The sequence below is a fragment of the Halorussus salinus genome (assembly GCF_004765815.2).
GTDB classification, from domain to species: Archaea; Halobacteriota; Halobacteria; order Halobacteriales; family Haladaptataceae; genus Halorussus; species Halorussus salinus.
The window spans coordinates 828355-846851 of the sequence record NZ_ML974127.1 but is presented as its reverse complement, the minus strand read 5'-3'; the positions used below and the strand labels follow the sequence as shown (position 1 = coordinate 846851).

The 18497-nt window shown below is 66.8% G+C and carries 19 protein-coding genes; 10 read left to right on the top strand and 9 right to left on the bottom strand.

Annotation, left to right across the window (positions count from 1 at the left end):
* Nucleotides 1-46: 46 nt before the first annotated feature.
* Complete coding sequence (locus EPL00_RS04325) at nt 47-2515, bottom strand: DUF5059 domain-containing protein (protein ID WP_135851656.1); 2469 nt, start codon at nt 2513-2515, stop codon at nt 47-49.
* A gap of 129 nt (nt 2516-2644) precedes the next feature.
* Here EPL00_RS04325 and EPL00_RS04320 point away from each other — a divergent pair, with 129 nt between their 5' ends.
* Nucleotides 2645-3733: an aldo/keto reductase gene (locus EPL00_RS04320; RefSeq protein ID WP_135851657.1), complete on the top strand. Its 1089-nt coding sequence runs from the start codon at nt 2645-2647 to the stop codon at nt 3731-3733.
* Between the two features lie 19 nt (nt 3734-3752).
* Here EPL00_RS04320 and EPL00_RS04315 read toward each other — a convergent pair whose 3' ends face one another.
* Nucleotides 3753-4037 (bottom strand): hypothetical protein, encoded by a 285-nt coding sequence (locus EPL00_RS04315; RefSeq protein WP_135851658.1) that lies wholly within the window; start codon nt 4035-4037, stop codon nt 3753-3755.
* Nucleotides 4038-4165: 128 nt separating this feature from the next.
* Between EPL00_RS04315 and EPL00_RS04310 the strand changes: the two genes are divergently transcribed.
* Entirely contained in the window at nt 4166-5362 is a 1197-nt protein-coding gene (locus tag EPL00_RS04310; RefSeq protein ID WP_135852470.1) for an MFS transporter, read from the top strand.
* On the opposite strand, the gene EPL00_RS04305 is transcribed toward EPL00_RS04310, so the two are convergent.
* On the bottom strand, nt 5359-5730 hold the full coding sequence (locus tag EPL00_RS04305) for a DUF7522 family protein (RefSeq protein ID WP_135851659.1): 372 nt from the start codon (nt 5728-5730) through the stop codon (nt 5359-5361). The two genes, EPL00_RS04310 and EPL00_RS04305, sit on opposite strands and share 4 nt — an antisense overlap.
* A gap of 132 nt (nt 5731-5862) precedes the next feature.
* Between EPL00_RS04305 and EPL00_RS04300 the strand changes: the two genes are divergently transcribed.
* The 4 genes from EPL00_RS04300 to EPL00_RS04285 all read left to right on the top strand — a co-directional run bounded on the left by EPL00_RS04300 (nt 5863) and on the right by EPL00_RS04285 (nt 9571).
* Nucleotides 5863-6966 (top strand): glycosyltransferase family protein, encoded by a 1104-nt coding sequence (locus tag EPL00_RS04300; RefSeq protein WP_135851660.1) that lies wholly within the window; start codon nt 5863-5865, stop codon nt 6964-6966.
* 601 nt (nt 6967-7567) lie between these two features.
* Nucleotides 7568-8716, top strand: coding sequence for an ArsA family ATPase (locus tag EPL00_RS04295; RefSeq protein WP_135851661.1), 1149 nt, complete (start codon nt 7568-7570; stop codon nt 8714-8716).
* A gap of 60 nt (nt 8717-8776) precedes the next feature.
* Nucleotides 8777-9079 carry a CopG family ribbon-helix-helix protein gene (locus EPL00_RS04290; protein ID WP_135851662.1) on the top strand — a complete coding sequence of 101 codons (303 nt, stop codon included), beginning with the start codon at nt 8777-8779 and terminating at the stop codon, nt 9077-9079.
* On the top strand, nt 9080-9571 hold the full coding sequence (locus tag EPL00_RS04285; protein WP_135851663.1) for a hypothetical protein: 492 nt from the start codon (nt 9080-9082) through the stop codon (nt 9569-9571).
* A 29-nt stretch (nt 9572-9600) separates the two neighbouring features.
* Here the strand turns inward: EPL00_RS04285 and EPL00_RS04280 are convergent, their stop codons facing one another.
* The 5 genes from EPL00_RS04280 to EPL00_RS04260 all read right to left on the bottom strand — a co-directional run bounded on the left by EPL00_RS04280 (nt 9601) and on the right by EPL00_RS04260 (nt 13957).
* Complete coding sequence (locus EPL00_RS04280; protein WP_135851664.1) at nt 9601-10434, bottom strand: SDR family oxidoreductase; 834 nt, start codon at nt 10432-10434, stop codon at nt 9601-9603.
* Between the two features lie 112 nt (nt 10435-10546).
* Nucleotides 10547-11362 (bottom strand): endonuclease V, encoded by an 816-nt coding sequence (locus EPL00_RS04275; RefSeq protein WP_135851665.1) that lies wholly within the window; start codon nt 11360-11362, stop codon nt 10547-10549.
* 24 nt (nt 11363-11386) lie between these two features.
* Nucleotides 11387-12313, bottom strand: a complete 927-nt coding sequence (locus EPL00_RS04270) for a rhomboid family intramembrane serine protease (RefSeq protein WP_135851666.1) — start codon at nt 12311-12313, stop codon at nt 11387-11389.
* A gap of 102 nt (nt 12314-12415) precedes the next feature.
* Nucleotides 12416-13015: a hypothetical protein gene (locus EPL00_RS04265; protein WP_135851667.1), complete on the bottom strand. Its 600-nt coding sequence runs from the start codon at nt 13013-13015 to the stop codon at nt 12416-12418.
* Between the two features lie 252 nt (nt 13016-13267).
* Nucleotides 13268-13957 carry a class I SAM-dependent methyltransferase gene (locus tag EPL00_RS04260; protein WP_135851668.1) on the bottom strand — a complete coding sequence of 230 codons (690 nt, stop codon included), beginning with the start codon at nt 13955-13957 and terminating at the stop codon, nt 13268-13270.
* A 223-nt stretch (nt 13958-14180) separates the two neighbouring features.
* Here EPL00_RS04260 and EPL00_RS04255 point away from each other — a divergent pair, with 223 nt between their 5' ends.
* The 3 genes from EPL00_RS04255 to EPL00_RS04245 are packed head-to-tail and all read left to right on the top strand — an operon-like array spanning nt 14181 to nt 16843.
* Nucleotides 14181-14618 (top strand): DUF5788 family protein, encoded by a 438-nt coding sequence (locus EPL00_RS04255; protein WP_135851669.1) that lies wholly within the window; start codon nt 14181-14183, stop codon nt 14616-14618.
* 4 nt (nt 14619-14622) lie between these two features.
* Nucleotides 14623-16362: a DNA polymerase/3'-5' exonuclease PolX gene (gene polX / locus EPL00_RS04250; protein WP_135851670.1), complete on the top strand. Its 1740-nt coding sequence runs from the start codon at nt 14623-14625 to the stop codon at nt 16360-16362.
* Between the two features lie 4 nt (nt 16363-16366).
* Nucleotides 16367-16843 (top strand): Mut7-C RNAse domain-containing protein, encoded by a 477-nt coding sequence (locus EPL00_RS04245; protein ID WP_135851671.1) that lies wholly within the window; start codon nt 16367-16369, stop codon nt 16841-16843.
* Here EPL00_RS04245 and EPL00_RS04240 read toward each other — a convergent pair.
* Nucleotides 16840-17841: a cell division protein CdpA domain-containing protein gene (locus tag EPL00_RS04240; protein ID WP_135851672.1), complete on the bottom strand. Its 1002-nt coding sequence runs from the start codon at nt 17839-17841 to the stop codon at nt 16840-16842. The genes EPL00_RS04245 and EPL00_RS04240 overlap by 4 nt on opposite strands.
* Nucleotides 17842-17979: 138 nt before the next feature.
* Here EPL00_RS04240 and EPL00_RS04235 point away from each other — a divergent pair, with 138 nt between their 5' ends.
* Nucleotides 17980-18411, top strand: coding sequence for a hypothetical protein (locus EPL00_RS04235; protein ID WP_135851673.1), 432 nt, complete (start codon nt 17980-17982; stop codon nt 18409-18411).
* The last annotated feature ends 86 nt before the right edge of the window (nt 18412-18497 follow it).

Below are 18497 nucleotides of genomic sequence, written 5' to 3'. Positions count from 1 at the left end.
CGAGTTCCGTTCTGTGGGGTCTGTTCTGCGAGTCCCGTTCTGCGTGCTACTCTACGACGATTGTGCCGACCATCCCCGCGGCCTCGTGGGGGATGCAGTAGTACTCGTGAGTCCCCTTCGTCTCGAAGGTGTGGACGTACGACTGGCCGGACTGGACCGCGCCTCTCCCACTCTCCCAGCCCTTCACGGCCTTCTCTTGGGAGTCGAAGCCGCCGGACGCCCAGTAGTCCGCGCCGTCGGGTATCTTCTCGTCGTCGGCCGTGACGGAGTGGGGTTCGCCGCCGACGTGTTCGAAGGCCACCGTGTCGCCCTTCTTCACGGTCAGTTCGGCTGGCTCGAACGCGACGGCCGTCATGTCCACCACGTGGTCGGCGTCGTCAGGCACGCCCGTCACGACGTTCGGACCGCCTTCGAGTTGCTTCTCGGACTCGCCCCCGGACTCCCCGCCGCCCTCGCCGACCGGGGCCTTCTCGGGCGCTCCGGCCACGGCGAACTCCGCGCGGACCGACGCGCGGGCGAACGCTCCGAGCGCGCCCGAGACGCCGGTTCCGTCGTCCAGCGCGCCGACGAGTTCGTTCAGCTTGCTCTCGAAGCTCTCGTAGGTCTCCCGGTCGGCCTCCTCCAGCATCTCGTGAACTCTCGCCTCCTCGAACCCGGCGAAGGCGTCCCGCGCGACGCTCGCGGCCGCGCCGCCGAAGTCCCCGCCCGCGTTTGCGACGACCGCGTAGATTCCGGCCACCGCGTCGGCGTCGAACTCCTTGGCTCTCGCGTAGGCGTCGCCCGACCCGCTGGCCGCACCGCCGACCGCGTTCAGTCTGCTCTCGAAGGACTCGTACAGCTCGCGGTCGGCCCCTTCGAGTGCTTCGTGGAAGCCGCCCGCGCCCTCCTCGAAGTGCTGGAAGGCCGACTGGACGACCGACCGGGCGCGACTCGACCGCCCGAGCGCCGAGAGCGCCGCGGCGTCGAACACGCGGGCGCTCATCAGTCCGCTCTCGGCCGCGCTGACCCGCGCGGTCGAACCAACCTTCGTCTCGAACTCGAACAGCGCGTCGTTCACGCCAGCGAAGTGGGTTTCGACCTCCTCGTCGTTCCCGCTCTCGAAGGCCGGAATCAACCCTTTCTGAAGGTGTTCGTGTTCGAAGCCCTCGTAGAGGTCTTCGCTCGCGCTCTCCAGCGCCTCGTGGAAACCGAGGTGGTCCTTCTCGAACCGCTCGAAGAGACCCTGCGCGACGCTCGCGGCGGCCGCGCCGTCGCCGAGCGCGTACAGTTCGCGGGCGTCGCCGAACCGCGCGCGGAAGAAGGCGGCCTGTAGCATCGCGGCCTCGGTCGGGGTGGCGAGCGCCGAGATGCCCGCGCGGAGGTGCCTTTCGACGGCATCGGCGGCCTTCCGGGCGGCCTCCGCGTCGCCGTTCCCGGCCGCGCTGGCGAGGTCCTTCAGCCCGGCCTCGAAGCCCTTGTAGGCCTCGCCGTCGGCCTCCTCGAGTGCTTCGTGGGACTTCGCGCCCTCGAAGTGCGCGAAGGTGTCCTGCGCGACCGCCTTCGCGCGGTCGGACCGCCCGCGGGCGGTCAGCCACGCCGCGTCGTAGGCTCGCGCCCGGTAGACGTTCAGGGCGGCGGCGTGGGCGAAGTCCGTCGAGGGACCGCCAAGCGACGAGAGCGCCCCGGCGTCGTAGCCGCGGGCCTGCATCGCCGCGATGTAGCCCGCACCGGCCGCCTCCTCGCCGTCGGCCACGGCGTAGGCTCCGGTCGCCGCGGCGTCGAGCGCGGCGCTGGCCTGCTCGCGGACTCGCTTCGGCCTTCCGTTCTTCGCCGCTTTCTGCGCGTCTTCGAGCGCCGTCTCGAAGGCGTCGTAGCTCTCCCCGTCGGCCTCTTCGAGCGCAGCGTGGGCGTCGGCCTCCTCGAAGGCCGCGTAGGCGTCACCGGCCACCGTCGCGGCCGCGTCGAACTTCTCGGCACCCGCGAGCGCGGCGGCGGTCGAGGCCCGCGACCCGAGCGCCAGCAGGTCCAGCGCGTGGGCGTTCGCCGTTCCCGCCCGCGCCGTCTGGGCCGCCGAGAGGTGTTCGGAGACGAGACCCGTCTCGACGCGCATCTCCTCGACGTTCTCGCCCCCGGCGCGCTCCCGGAGTTGGCCGAGGGCTTCCTCGAACTCCTCGTAGTACTCCTTGCCGGTCGATTCGAGGGCTTCGTGGGCACCCCACTCGCCGGAGGCTTTCTCGAACTTCTCGAAGGTGTCGCCCGCGACGGTGGCCGCGGCGTCGAACTCTCCGGCGAGACCGAGCGCGAGCGCGTCGTGGGCCATCGCCCGGTAGACGTTCCACTCGGCCGCGACCGCGAGTTCGGCGGCACTCGGCGGGTCACCGCCGGTCGTGGTCGTCTCCTCGGCGTCGGTCGTCACGGTCACCCGAGAGGTCGTCGTGCTAGTACCTTCTTCGAGCCGTCCCCCACAGCCAGCCAGCGAGACGCCTGCGAGCAGTGCGCTTCCCGCTTTCAACAGGTCGCGTCGGTTCGTCGCCATGCTAGAATTTAGGTCCGCCTAAATTAGAAAAACGTTCTGTTTTTGGCACACCTAAAATCTGGCCGAACTCGTTCGGTTTCCGGGTTTGAACCCTCCGTTCTTATCCCGACGGAACCGCTACGTCCGGACATGGCCACCGACGACGGCACCTACGAGTACAAACTTCAGCACGGCGACGACTTCGGCCGGACCTACTTCCGGCTGTTCGATGGTCTCGCCATCTCGTCGCTCGGAGTCGGGACGTACCTCCGCGACCCGACCGACGCAGTGGATTCGCGGTACCGCGACGCTATCGCCACTGCGCTGGAAAGCGGCGTCAACGTCGTGGACACGGCCATCAACTACCGGTGCCAGCGGAGCGAGCGCGCGGTCGGGCAAGCAATCGAGGAGGCCGACGTTGACCGCGAAGCCGTCTTCGTCGCCACGAAGGGCGGGTTCGTCCCCTTCGAGGAGACCCGCCCGGAGAACCCCGGCGAGTACGTCAAGCGCGAGTTCGTGGACTCCGGGCTAATCGAGCGCGAGGAGTTAGCCCGCGGAAGTCACTGCATCGCGCCCGACTTCATCGACGACCAGCTAGACCGGTCGCTCGACAACCTCGGCGTGGACGAAATCGACCTCTACTACGTCCACAACCCCGAGACGCAACTCCACGCGAACTCGCGCGAAGAAGTGTACGACCAACTCGAAGCCACCTTCACGCGCCTCGAAGAGCGCGCCGCCGAGGGCGACATCTCGAAGTACGGCGTGGCGACGTGGAACGCCTTCCGCGTTCCCGAAGCCGACGACCAGTACCTCTCGCTCCCCGAAATCGTCTCGCGCGCCCGGAAGGCCGCCAAGGCCGCCGAGAACACCGCGACCCACCTCCGCGCGATTCAGTTGCCATTCAACGTCTTCATGGCCGATGCGTTCACCGTCGAAGCGCAGGAAGGCCCCGAGGGACCGCAGAGCGCGCTCTGGTTCGCCCACGAGGCGGGCCTGAACGTCTTCACCAGCGCCAGCATCGCGCAGGGCGAGTTGGCCAGCGAGATTCCCGACGACGTGAGCGAGCGACTGGCGGGCGACACGACGGTCCAGCGCGCCATCAACTTCGCCCGGAGCGCGCCCGGCGTGACCTCCTCGCTCGTGGGGATGAGCCGCCCGGAACACGTCGAGGAGAACGTCGAGGCGGGTCGGTTCGACCCGCTCGGCGCGGACGCCTTCGACGCGGTGTTCGAGTGAGCCGGCGGCCCGTCGTCGCCTACCCGCCGGTCGTCCGCCAGCGCGGCGCGGTCGCTCGCCACGCCCGACCGCACTCCGGGCAGGACCGGATTTCCCCGTCGGTTTCCGGCGACTCACCGGCGTCCACGGCGTCGGCCGCGTCCGGCGAATCGCCGGACACGGCCGATTCACTCGACACCGACGGTTCACCCGCCACCGCCGACTCGGAGGGCGTCAGCGACTCGCGGCAGATGCGACACGAGAACCGGCCGCGGGCGTCCTTGCCGACTTCGCCGTCCCAGAGCCCGCGACGAATTGATTTCATGGCCCGACAGCTACGACGAGAAGAATCAAAAGTTTGGGGGCCGACGCGCCGGATTCGGAAGGTTTGACTGTGCCCTCGAAGTAGCCTCGTGTGTGTCACGTGGTCGGGTCTTCCTGTCGATGTGTTCGATGGTGTTTCTCGTCAACCTCGGTCGGGTGGTGTTCGCGCCGCTGTTGGAACCGCTGTCGGCGGCGTTCGCGCTCTCGGCCTCGACGGCGGGGCTGATAGCGACGCTGGCGTGGTTGGGGAGCGCGACTCCTCGAATCCCGACCGGCTACCTGCTGACCCGCGTCGAGCGCCACAAGGTCGTCCTCGGGGCCGGAGCGGTCCTGACCGGCGCGGCGACGTTCATCGCGTTCGCGAACTCGGTGGTCGTCCTCGGCGTCGGCGCGTTCCTGATGGGCGTCGCCAGCGGCGCGTACTTCATCGCCGCGAACCCGCTCATCTCGGAACTCTACCCCGAGCGAGTCGGCCGGACGCTCGGGATTCACGGTACCGCGAGCCAACTCGCCGCGGTCGCCGCGCCGCTGTTCGTCGGCGCGGTCCTGACCGCGAGCCTCTGGCGCGGGGCGTTCGGGACCGTCCCGTTCGCGCCGTGGCGCGGCGTATTCGTCGTCGTCGCCCTCGTCGCGGCGACCGCGACCGCGGTGTTCTACTGGACCGCCAAGCGGACCGACCTGCCCGACGCGGGGTCCGAGGACCGGGCGCTGTTGGACGCGGCGCGCAAGCAGTGGCCCATCATCGTCAGCGGCGTCGCCATCCTCGGGTTGACCGGATTCGTCTGGCAGGGGTTGTTCAACTTCTACATCAAGTACGTCACGGCGACGAAGGCCGTGGACCCGGCAACCGCCAACACCCTCCTGACGGTCGTGTTCGCGGCTGGCGTGCCCGCCTTCTGGCTCACGGGACGACTCGCCGACCGACTGCCCCACGTGCCCCTGATGCTGTCGATTCTGGCCGCGTTCGTCGCCTGCCTGTTCGCGCTGACCGTCGTGCAGGGACTGGTCGCACTCGCGGTCGTCACGGCGATACTGGGCTACGTCATCCACAGCCTCTTTCCCGCGCTCGACACCTACCTGCTCGACTCGCTCCCCGACGAGAACCGCGCGAGCGCCTACTCGCTGTACAGCGGGTCGATGATGATAGTGCAGGCGACCGGGAGCGTCGCCGTCGGGACGCTGGTGGACGCGGGGTTCGCCTACGACACCATCTTCCGGACGTTCGGCGGCGTGTTGGTCGTGGTGCTGGCAGTGCTGGTCGTCCTCTACGCGACCGACTCGCTCCCGGCCGGTGGTCGGGACCCGAGCGTGGCGCGAGGAGATTAGAGTTCGCGGCGACAGGCGGCGACCGCCGGGGCGATCAGTTCCGGGTCGGCGTCGAGACCGACGAACACGGCCGTCTCGTCGGTCCACCCCACGAGGTTGATTCCCTCCTCGAAGACCCGAATCGTGTACTCCAGCGCCCCGAGCGGCGGGAACAGTCCCTCTTTTCGCGCCTCCGCGATGTGTTCGAGAACGATCTCTTCGAGAATGTTCTCCCGCATCTCGTCGGTGTACAGGTCGTCTATGTCCGACCGCATGTACGTCACGTCGTACTCCTCTTCGGGAACCCGCCCGACGGCGACGGTCCGCAAACCGTCGCCGACGTTGGTTCTGAGGCCGTCGGTGAGAGCAGACGGTGATTCGGAATCCATGACCGACTGGACCCGCCCCGAGCGCATCATATTTTCGCTACTAGTAGGCCGAATTATATATTCGGGGGTCGGCGACGGCACGCCGCGTGCGTTTCCGGGGGTTTTCAACCCCTCCGTCCTAACCCCCGGCCGATGGAGTACGGACAGGAGCGAGTCGCTACCCTCCACGACCTGACGGGACACGTGCCGGACGCGCCGACCGACCGCGCCGCGGTGGTCGTGCCGATGACCGAGCGCGAGTACGCCGGACTCGCCGCCGAGCGCGTCCTCTCGGAGTTGGAGGCGGTCGCCCCCGGCGAAGTCGTCGTGCCCCTCCGCGCGCCCCCCGAGAAGGTCGGGCCGTTCTTGGACTGGCTCGACGGCTTCGACCTGCCGTTGTCGGTCGTCTGGTGTAACGGACCGGGCGTGACCGACCTGCTGGCCGACCGGGGCCTCGACGGCGAGGCCGGGAAGGGGCGGGACGTGTGGCTGGCGCTGGGGGTCGCCGCCGCGCGCCGGGAGTTCGTGGTGGTCCACGACGCCGACGCCAAGACCTACGAGGCCGCGGACGTGGCGCGACTGCTCTACCCGCTCGCGTCGGGCTACGAGTTCGCGAAGGGCTACTACGCCCGCGTCGAGAACGGGAAGCTCTACGGGCGGCTCTGTCGGCTCTTCTACGCGCCGCTGGTACGGGCGCTGGCGGACGCTACCCCCGACGCGGCGATACTCGACTACCTCGGGGCGTTCCGGTACGCGCTGGCCGGGGAGTTCGCCGCGACCGACGACCTCGTGACCTCGCTCCGGGTCGAACGCCACTGGGGGCTGGAGGTCGGTACCTTGGGCGAGGCGTTCGGCCACGCCGGGTTCGAGGAGACCGCGCAGGTAGACCTCGGGCGCTACGAACACGACCACCGGGCGGTGTCGGGACCGACCGGACTCTCGGACATGAGCCGCCACGTCGGGACCGCGCTCCTCCGGGCGGTCGAGTCCCACGGCGTCGCGCCCGACTACGACACGCTACCGGAACGTTACCGGGAGACCGCCGAGGAGTTCCTCGACCAGTACGCCGCCGACGCGGGGTTCAACGGCCTCGACTACGACCGGGCCGAGGAGCGCGAGCAGGTGGACCGCTACGCCGAGGCGGTCGCGCCGCCGGGCGACGACCGACGACTCCCGGCGTGGCGCGAGGTGGAACTGGCTCCCGACGAGGTGCTGGCGGCCTCCCGGCGCGACGTGGCCGACCTCCGGGGCGAGTAGTCTTCACGGACCACGGAGCGAGCGAATCTTCACGGACCACGGGATGCGCCGCGCGCTCGGCCGCGCTCGCGGTTCTGCGCGGCCGAGTGCGGAAGCGGGGAGGCACGGGGCGCGGTCTGCGGTGCGGGGCGGTGCGGGACAGGGCTGTGCGGGACGGTGCGGGACAGGGCTGTGCGGGACGGTGCGGGACAGGGCTGTGCGGGACGGTGCGGGACAGGGCTGTGCGGGACGGTGCGGGACAGGGCTGTGCGGGACGGTGCGGGACAGGGCTGTGCGGGACGGTGCGGGACAGGGCTGTGCGGGACGGTGCGGGACAGGGCTGTGCGGGACGGTGCGGGACAGGGCTGTGCGGGACGGTGCGGGACAGGGCTGTGCGGGACGGTGCGGGACAGGGCTGTGCGGGACGGTGCTATGCAGTGGCGGTCTGATAGGCATCGGCGATAGTGCTGTTCGTCGTGCTGTCGGCGCTTGCCGTGCTGTCGGTAGTCGCTCCCTTTCGTTCGACTTCGCCGTTGCTCCTCGACAAGGAGTCGCCACAGTTCAATTCTCACGACGCTCGGGACCGACGAGTACACAAGTCCCGACTGACTACCCCTCGGCAATGAGCGAACTCGACGTGGAGCCGGTCGAACGCATCGACGAGGCCGACCTGCCGGAGGGCGTGGACGCGCCCGAGTACGTCCTCTACGGGGGGAAAGGCGGCGTCGGTAAGACCACGATGGCGGCCGCGACGGGGCTGGCGAGCGCCCGCGACGGCACCGCGACGCTGGTGGTCTCGACCGACCCCGCCCACTCGCTGTCGGACACCTTCGAGACCGAGATTCCGGCCGACCCAGAGCGCATCCGGGAGGACGTGCCCCTCTACGCCGCGGAGATAGACCCCGAGGCCGCGATGGAGGCGGGCGAGACGATGCTCGGCGGGGCTGCGGGCGGAGCGGGTGGCGAGGAGGCCGACGCGGGCGTCGGCGGGCCGAACGCGGGACCGACGAACGGCCAGTCCGGACCGACGAGCGGCGACCAGTCCGGGCCGATGGGCGGTCTCGGCGACCTCCTCGGCGGCGACAACCCGATGGACGCGATGCTCGGCGGGCCGATGCCCGGCGCGGACGAGACCGCCGCGATGCAGAAGCTCTTGGAGTTCATGGACGACCCGCGGTTCGACCGCGTGGTCGTGGACACCGCGCCGACCGGCCACACCCTTCGGCTCCTCGAACTGCCCGAACTGATGGACACGGTGGTCGGGCGCATCATGCAACTCAAACAGAAGTTCGAGGGCATGATGGAGGGGATGAAGGGGATGTTCGGCGGCGAGGAGGCCGACCCCGAGCAGGGACTCGACGACCTCGAAGAACTGAGCGAGCGCATCGAGCGACTGCGCGCGACCCTGCGCGACCCGAGCCAGACCGACTTCCGAGTCGTGATGGTCCCCGAGGAGATGAGTGTCTTCGAGTCCAAACGGCTCCTCGGTCAGCTCTCGGAGTTCGGCGTCCCGGTCGGGACCGTCGTCGTCAACAAGGTGATGGAGGACCTGACCGACGTGGCGGGCGGTGGAGGCACCGACACCGACGCCTTCGTCTCGCCGAACCTCGACACCTGCGAGTTCTGCCAGCGGCGGTGGGACGTACAACAGGGTGCATTGGCGGAAGCACAGGAGGTCTTCCGCGGTCACGACGTGAAGCGCGTGCCTCTGCTGGCCGACGAGGTACGCGGCGAGCGCATGCTGGCGCTCGTGGCGAACTGTCTGGAGTAGCGGGGCGCTGAAAAAGTTTAACTCTCTGTACACACGACGTGTACACAGAGGAATCGACCGATGGGGACGACTCGCGTCAACTTCCGACTTCCCGACGACTTGCTCGAAAAGGCGGACGTGGCCGCCGAAATCACCCACAAGAACCGGACCGAGATCGTCAAAGAGGCGCTCGGAGAGTACCTTCGAGAGGTCGAAGACGACGAGAAGTTCAAGGAAGCCGTCGTCAACCTCTACCTCGACGACCAGATTAGCTTCGACACGTTAGTCGAGTTCGTCGGGCGTCAGGACGCCGAAGCCGTCAGCGCGTCCAAGGACCTCCTCGACCGCGGTGACGAACTCGCCGACGAACTCGCCGACCTGTAGATGATCGTCGCAGATACGAGCGCGTTGGTTTCGCTCGCCACGGCGGACGCGCTCGCTGTCGTTCTCGGCGAGTTCGACGTATTCACCACCGAAGTCGTCGTGGAGGAACTGAAAGAGACGGCCGACTACGACGACCCGTCCGGCGAGGCCGCCGAAACCGTACTCGCTCGGCGAGAAGCGTTGACGGTGCGTACGGTTTCGAGTCCGGAGTTCGAGACCTCCCGAATCGACGCCGGTGAAGGGACCTGCGTCACGCTCGCTCGGAAGGAAGACGCGGACTTTCTCGTCACCGACGACTTTCGAGCGTTGCCCGAACTGAAGCCGCTCGTTCCCGGAACCGTCGCTATTTCGCCTCTCGTGCTAAAAGCACTCGTCAAGCGAGAGGTCTACACTCGGGAGGAGGCCACTCGGAAACTGGAGCAAATCGCTACCGATAGGGATTGGCTCGGGTCGCCCATCTACCGGCAGGCGAAAGAACTGTTTTCGGAGTAGTTCCGAGTAGAGCCGCGTCGTCGGTCGCCTCAGTTCACTTTCGACACCAGCGAGAACGCGAGTCGGTAGAACTTGTCGCGCAACTTCGCGGGCACGAACCGTCCGAGCATCGCTATCTTCGCCACTTGGCCGACGGGGTAGCGGTCGGCGGGGTCGGTCAGGTTCGCGGCGTCGAGAATTGTCTCGGCGACCTCGCGGGGCGCGACTGCGCCGGGACCGCCGCCGCCGATGGCTTCGGTGTCGTCCAGAATCGAGTAGAGCGTCTCGTAAGCGCCCGACCGCTCCAGTCCGTCTATCTCGTCGCTCGCGCGCTCCACGAACGCGGTGTCAACTGGGCCGGGTTCGACCAGCACCACGTCGATGCCGTACTCGGAGACCTCGGGCCGGAGCGCGTCGCTGATACCCTCGACGGCGAACTTCGAGCCGTTGTAGATGCCCATGCCGGGCGTGGCGAGTCGCCCCGCGACGCTGGAGACGTTGACGATGGTGCCGGTCTGTCGCTCGCGCATGTGGGGCAGGACCTCGCGGGCGAGTCGGTGCGGGCCGTAGACGTTCACTTCGAACTGGTCTTCGACGCTCTCGACGGGCACGTCTTCGACCGGGCCGAGTTGGGCGTACCCCGCGTTGTTCACGAGGCAGTCCACGCGGCCCTCCTCGTCTATCATGCGCTCGACCACGCGCTCCACGTCGTCTTCGTCGGTCACGTCGAGCGAGGCGATGTTGGCCCCGGCCTCGCCGAGCGCCTCCACGTCGGCGGGGTTCCGGGCGGTCGCGTACACTTCCCACCCGTCTTCGAGGAAGGCGTGGGCCGTCTCGCGCCCGATACCCGACGAGCAACCAGTGATGAGAACGGTTTCGGTCACGCTTCCACTGTCGCGGCGCAAACAGTTAAATTTCGCCGCTTCGCGGCGTCGTGACGGCTTCGAGAGTGTTACGTTTTACCACGACCGGGACAGCGAGTCGAGCGTCGCGGCCTCAATCGCTGACCTCCGCCTTCACCTCGTCGGCGAACTGGTCGGCGAGGCGGGTCGGCTCCGGGAGTTTGTAGCCCGCACAGAGGAGACCCACGATGTCGGTCGCGGTGGCGGCGCTCACGCGGTGGCCCGGACTCACGTAGAGGGGGTTGACGTGGCGCTTCTCGGGGGTGTCGTACTGGCGGGACTGGTAGGCGTGGCCGATGACGGTCCCCGCGGGCGCGGTCACGCCGTCGTCGGCCTCGATGGCGACGCGCTCGCCTTCCCGCAGGTAGCCGTCCAGCGATTCCCGAGGAGTCCCGCACAGGAGGTTCTTGGCGACCCCGATTGCGGGCAAATCGAGCATGACCCCGATGTGGGTGGCGATTCCGGCCTGCCGGAAGTGGATGCGCCCGCTCCCGTCCACGACCGCGAGGTCCGGGTCGGCGGTTAGCTCCTCGAACGCCGAGAGGATGGCTCCGCCCTCGCGGAACGAGAGCAGGCCGGGGATGTAGGGTATCTCGGTCGGTTCGACCGCGTGGACGCGCTCGATAACCTCGCCGCCCCGCGAGACGACGATGGCGCTGACGGCTTGCTGGCCGTCGGCGGCGAACGCTTGGTCCACGCCCGCGACGACGGGCGCGGCGCTCTCGTTTTCAGATACCGAGCCGCCGAGGGTCGTCTGGGTCGAATCGCTCGCGGTCGCGGAAATCGCGATCGGGTCGAAGCCGAGGTCGTCTTCGAAGACGGCCTCCGCGGCGAGGTCGCGCTGAAGCTGTTCCATCTCGGCGCGCGAGAGCGAGGAGTCCGGCGTGAACTCGGGACGAACTGGCGTCATGAGAGAAGAGAGGAGCGCGAGGGTTTAGAATCGTCCGCCCGGACCGCCCGGCCCCCTGCCGGGACCGCCCGGTCCGCCGCCACCGCCGAGTTGGAGTTCCTGCGGGGCGCGCTCGCCCTCGCGTTTGAGTTTCGCGCCGTAGGCCAGTCCGATGCCGACGCCCGCGAGGTGGGCCAGTTGGGCGACGCCGCCAGCGCCGATGCCGCCGGTCGCGGAGACGAACACCGAGTAGCCGACGAACAGCATCGTCGCCAGCCACAGCGGCATCGGGAGGATGAAGTAGAGGTAGATGGTCAGGTTCGGGTTCAGGACGGTCAGCACGCCCAAGATTGCGGCGATGGCACCGCTCGCGCCGACCACGCCGCTCACGACGCCCGGCGACATGATGGCCGAGACGCCGACCTGCGCGAGTCCCGCCGCCATCCCGGCGACGAGGAACAGCGCGACGAACTTCTTGGTCCCGATGCGGCGCTCGACCACCGGGCCGAAGAAGTACAGCACGATGGAGTTGAAGGCAATGTGGAAGAAGTTGACTGGACTATGGCTGAACACGGAAGTTAGCCACGTCCAGACTCGTGGAATGTGATTAGACTGAAGGACGAACAACGTGTCGTGAAGACCCGGAGCGGTGAGCAAGACGAGCCACTGTAAAGCGAATGTGACCCACATCAGTCCGAGGAACACGAACGTCATGTTGTTCCGGAAGTAGCCCAGCGGGCCGCCCGGTCCCGTGTTCACGCCGATGCGGTCGGAGATGCTTCCGGACCCACCGCGGTCGTTCACGCTGTCGTCGAACCCGCTGTCGAACACGCCCTCCGGGTCGTCCCACTGGTTCAGCCCCGGACAGTCGTGACTCTCCGGCAGTCGATGGGACGAACAGTAGGTGCCGCCACAGCGTCGGCACTTGTACGGCATGTTCTCGTGTTCGCCACACTCGTCGCACTGCGCCATTGGGGGAGTCTTTGGGGCGGGACCTGAAAGGGATTTGGGTCTTCAGCGGTGCAATCTAGCGTGGAGTACAAAATCTAAAAAAGGAATACTCAGTAGACCGAATTACACAGTTTGGTATACATAACTCTCAGCACGATACTTATTGACCGTTCCTGTAACAGAGATTGCGAGTGTTCCCGCTCCTTTAAGAGTGTAGGTTGCTCCAAGGTTCTGAGGGATGTCGCCCGGATTCCAATTGTGGATGTAATCGCCGTACACGGTAGTCTCACCGCTGTAACCACTCCGAGTATCCATCTCAAGCTCAAGCCACGCCTCGTTGCGGCTTCCCAACGTATCATCATTGAACCGACCTTTTGCTCCGTACTGGTTGGTGTCGGAGTCCCCAGTAGTGACGTATTGAGAGGAACCAACTGTATCAGGAAGAGTTCGATATGCGACGTCACTATACGAGATTGAAAGGCCATCGTCGGGACCGGGTCCATCAAGATTTGCATTACCCGCGACGTCCAAATTCAGATAGAGGAACGAGTAGTAATCGTCCGTATCATTGACCTTCGAGATAGTTTGGCTCATCTCGGAGGAACTTTCATCCGGGTCAAGGTAGATCTTTTCTGTGGACACATCCCCAGAGGACTCGTTTTTCTTCTGTGCGTGAAATGAGACCGTCTTTTTTCGTGAGTTCGGGACGTTGTGTTTCTCCAAGAGGTTGTGTGCTTGTTCGATTTTCCCTTTGTGTAAGAGTTTTTTACGGGCTTCTTTATTCCGGTTTCTTCCATTCCGGGTGGGGATTCATCTCTTGCTGACACAGTGGACGAACCCACAATAGCAGTTGCAATTCCGACACCACTTTTCTTGAGGATTTGTCTTCTCCTCATATTTGGTTAGACAACCTCGTTAAATATGTATTTTTCTTAATCCCTTATACAAATATATTATTTTATAATAATTTAGTGATTAAGAAGGTTTTCCGCCGCCGTACACCGCGAAGTTGTAGTACTGCCAGATTGACGTGACCGACTCGAAACCGGATTCGCGGAGCCAGACCAACTGGTCGGTCAGCGTCGAGGGGTCGTCGTAGTCGTCGCTGGCCTCCCACTCGTCCATGAACTCGGACTCCTCCCAGCCTTTCGAGCGGACCCAGTTCTGTATCATCTCCTCCGAGAGGGTTTCGAGGTGGGGCGCGTCGAACCGCACCACGTCGCCGTTGACGAACCACCCGCCGGGCGCGAGCGAGTCGTAGATGGCGTCGAAGAGGTCGCGTTTGCCCTCCTCGTCCAAGTGGTGGACCGCGAGCGAGGAGACCACGAGATCGTATCGCTCCTCGGCCTGCGGGTAGTCGTCGGGGAAGGCTCCCGATTCGAGAGCCACCCGGTCGCCGAACGTCTCCAGTTTGCGCTCGGCCTGCGCGAGCATCTGGTCGCTGTGGTCCACGACCAGCACCTCGCTCTCGGGGAACCGCGTGAGGAGTTTACTCGTGAGTTCGCCGGTCCCAGCGCCGAGTTCGAGGACGCTGACGGGTTCGTCGCGGTCGTGTGGCGGTGCGTTGAGGATGGTGTCGTGGAGTTCGTCGTATCGCGGGACGATGGCCTCGATACCGGGGTCGTAGACGCTCGCGTCCGCGAACACCTCTCCGGGCTTCTTCATGCACCCCCGTAAACACTGCACCTACCTATGCTTTGAATCGAATCATAGCGCCACCCCGCGATTATTTCCCGAGTGCATCCCCCGGCAGTCGTCGCCCGTATCTGTGACGGCGCGTCATCGAGTGGCGTTCGAGGCGACCCGCGTCGGCCGGTCCGGCGCGTCGCGGGACGTTCGACCCGCGATTCCCGGCGAATTTTTGTCGGTGGCGACCCGAGGAGTAGCCGTGAAGGAGTACGAGCGCAAGCAACTGCTGGAGCGCGTCGAGCGCGAGGGCGCGACGGTCGGCGCGACGATTCCCGAGACCATCGACGTGCAGGGCGAGGAGCTAAATCTCCGGGAGTTCGTCTTCGAGATAAAGCGCCGCGACACGATTCCCGCGGGCGAGCGCGACCGGGTTGACGAGGCCAAGAAGAACCTCCGCCGGGAACGCCTCCAGCGCAGGCAGCGACTGGAGGAGGGCGACATCACCTACGACGAAGGCGAGGACCTCGTGGCCGCCGTCGTCGGCATCGACCGGGCGCTCAACGCCCTCGAAAGCCTCGGGCCGACCGACCTCGAACGCGAGAGCGAGGCCCAAGAGGCCGCCGACCAGAAGCGGTGGGTGTCGTTCCTCAAGCAGGCGCTCGGCCGGGAAGACGCCAGCAGTCGCGGACGATTATAGAGCTATGTCACGAAACGCCGAAATCGCCGACTTACTCGAAGCGTACGCCGACCTGCTGGCCGCCCAAGGCGTCGATTACAAGCCGAAGGTGTACGAGCGGGCTGCCGAGAGCATCCGCGACTCCCCGGAGGATATCGAAGAATTGGCCGCCGAGGGACCCGAGGCGGTCCAGCGGATTCAGGACGTGGGCGAGTCCATCTCCGAGAAGGTCGTGGAGGCCGTCGAGACCGGCACCTTCGAGCAACTGGAGGAGAAGCGCGCCGAGATGCCCGTCGAGATGGCCGAACTCACCAGCGTCGAGGGCGTCGGCCCGAAGACGGTCGGGGACCTCTACCGGGCGCTCGACGTGCGGGACTTGGACGACCTCGAACGCGCCGCCCGCGAGGAGGAGATTCGAGACGTGTCGGGGTTCGGCGAGAAGACCGAGCAGAACATCTTGGAGGGCATCGAGTTCGCCCGCCAGTCTCAAGGCCGGGAACTGCTGGGCGACGCCCGACCGGTCGGCGAGGCCGCCCTCGACTTCTTCGAGGCGATTCCGGAGGCGGGCCGGTGCGAACTCGCCGGGTCGCTACGACGCTGGAAGCCGACCATCGGCGACATCGACGTGCTGGTCGGAAGCGACGACCGGGAGGCTGTCATCGACGCGTTCACCGACTGGGAGAACGCCGACGAGGTAATCGAGGCCGGGACCGACAAGGCCAGCGTACGCTCGGACGGCCAGCGCGTCGATTTGCGCGTCGTCGTCCCCGACGAGTTCGGGAGCGCGCTCCAGTACTTCACCGGGAGCAAGGAACACAACATCCGCCTGCGCAACTACGCCATCGAGCGCGAGTTCAAGGTCAACGAGTACGGCGTCTTCGACGTGAGCGGGGTAGACGACCCGGACGCGGGCCAGCGCGTCGGCGAGCGCGTCGCGGGCGAGACCGAGGAGGGCATGTACGACGCGCTCGGCCTGCCCTACGTCGAACCGGAGATGCGCGAGGACCGAGGCGAAATCGACGCCGCGGCCGCCGACGCCCTGCCGGACCTCGTGGAAGACGGCGAGATTCGTGGCGACCTCCACCTCCACACCCACTGGTCCGACGGCGGGTTCACGATTGCGGAGATGGCCGAGGCCGCCGCCGAGTTCGGTCACGACTACATCTGCGTCTCGGACCACGCGACCGGACCGGGGATGGTCGGCGGCGTCGGACTGGACGACGAGGAGTTGCGCGAGCAACTGGCCGAGATTCGAGCCATCGCCGAGGACCTCCCCGTGACCGTCTTCGCGGGCGTCGAGGCCAACATCGCCGCCGACGGCGAAATCAGCGTCGCCGACGACCTGCTGGCGGACCTCGACTGCGTGGTCGCCTCCCCCCACAGCAAACTGGAGGGCGACGGGACCGACCGCCTCGTCGCGGCCGCCGAACACCCGAGCGTCGATATCATCGGCCATCCGAGCGGCCGGATGATACACCAACGCCCCGGTCTCGAACTAGACGTGGACACAGTGGCCCGCGTCGCCGCCGAGAACGACACCGCGCTCGAAATCAACAGCAACCCACACCGCCTCGATTTGTGGGGGAGCGCGGTCAAGCAGGCCGTCGAGGAGGGCGCGACTATCGCCATCGACACCGACGCTCACTCCCCGCCCGAGTACGCGAACGTCCGGTACGGCGTCCACACCGCTCGACGCGGGTGGACCGAGACCGACGACGTGCTGAACGCGCGCAACGCCGAGGGCGTGCGCGAGTTCCTGCACTGACCCGATGGCCGACGACGCCACGCCGAAGCGCAGTCCCGCCGACGCGCCTCTTCTCCTCGACGTGATGCTCGGCAAACTGGCGACCTACCTCCGGATGTGCGGCTACGACGCGGCCTACGCGCTGGACCGCGGCATCGAGGCCGACGACGAGTTGGCCGAACTGGCCCGCGAGGAGGCCCGCCTGCTCGTGACCCGCGACGCCCAACTGGCCGACCGGAGCGACGGACTCCTGCTCACCGCGAAGCCGGTGGCCGACCAGTTGCGGGAACTAGCCGCGGCCGGGTTCGCGCTCGACCTCACGGAACCGTCGCGCTGTGCGGAGTGCAACGGGGAGTTAGTCGCCGTAGGCGAGGCGGAATCGACGCCTGAGTACGCGCCGGGCGCGTCAGAAGTCGATGTCTGGCGGTGTCCGAACTGCGGAAAACACTTCTGGAAGGGGAGCCACTGGGAGTCCGTCGAGGAGACACTTCGAGAACTCTAATTGCTGTTGGGTCGCCACTCGTCGCAGGCGTCCATGTCGTCCATCTCGCGGCCGTAGAAGCCGCAGTGAGGTTTCATCCCCTCGTTAGTCCGGACGTACTGGAAGTACTGGCAGTTGCCGCAGTAGGCGTCGGTGGTGCCCTGCGACCGACTCGGCGCGTCGGCGTCGTCCAGCGGCGACCGGATGTCGTTCGCGGCGGTGCCGCCGTCGCTGGTCGGGCGCGCGCCGCGACCCGGTCCGCCGCCCACCGACCCGCCGCTCGTAGATTGCCCGCTGGCCGACCGACCGCTCGGCTGGTTGGTCTGGGTCGGGGTCTCGCCGTCGGGCGTGTCGCCCATGAACGCGACGCCGCCCAGTCCCGTCTCGCTCGGGTCGGCGGAGACGGGGTCGGGGTCGTTCTCCGGGTCGCCAGCGGCCGATGAGGCCAGTTCCGTCTGGAACGCGTTCAGGTTCTCGATGTCCTCGAACTCGTCGAGTTCGCCCTTCTGGACCTCGACGGTCCGGACCTCGCCCTCGTGGGCGACTTCGAGCGTGACGGTGCCGCCGGGGTCGTTGCGCGTCTTGAAGTTGACCACGGCGACGAACAGACAGCCGAACGTGACCAGCACGCCGAAGAAGTAGACGGCGACGACCGGGAGCGTCAACTGTCGGTTGTAGCCCGCCCAGTGTCTCGGGTAGGCGTAGGTGAACAGCGCGACGCCCAGCATCGAGACGCCCGCGCCGATTGCGGCCGCCGCTCGGACGCGCTGGCTTGCGGGTAGGACGCTGAAGATACCGACGAACACCGCCGGGACGCCGAGTCCCGCGAGGACGCCCGCGACTTCTCGGGCACCGAACGTGTCGAGACCGAGGGCCGTGTGGAGACTCGTCGTGGCGAGGAGGATGCCGAGAACGACGAGCAAGGCCCCGGCGGCGAACAGCCCCACCCCGAGGTAGAGGAGTCGGACGTTCCCGACCTCGCCGACGTTCTCCTCGTAGGCCTCCGCGAGGCTTGTCATGGACGGGTCATCGCACGCGAACAAGTAAACGTTGCGTCAGACGCTCGTCGGTCGCTCTCCGAAGTCGGGTGCGGCGACCGGAAGTCATCGCCTTCCCGAGACACCACGTTTTTCCACTTCCACCCCGAATCCCGAGTCATGGCAGACGACGAATCCAACGAGAACGCACCTGACGAAACCGAATCCGAGGGCGAGGACGGAGAGGAGAAGTCCTTCCGCGAGCGCGTCGAGGAGATTCGAGAGAAGCGCGCCGAGGAGGGCGAGGGCGAAGGCGACGACGAGCGACGCGAGAAGATGGAAGAGATGATGGGCGGCGGCCCCGGCGGCATGGGCGGCGGTCCCGGCGGCGGCGGCAACCCGTTCGCGCAGATGATGAGCGGCATGATGGGCGGCGGCCCCGGCGGCGGTGCCGGACCGGGCGGCGCTGGCCCCGGCGGCCGACCCGGCGAGAGCGAATCGGGCGGCAACGAGGAACTCGTCCGCGAGGTCCGACAGCTCCGCGACGAGGTTCGGGACGCGACCCGACAGCTCCAGCGCATCGCCGACGCGGTCGAAGACCTCGACGACTGAGGACTCCGGTTTCGGGAATCGCGTTTTGTTTTTTGTGACGTTACGGACGAATAGCGACGGGGAAAGGCAAACGTTCACCGAGCGCA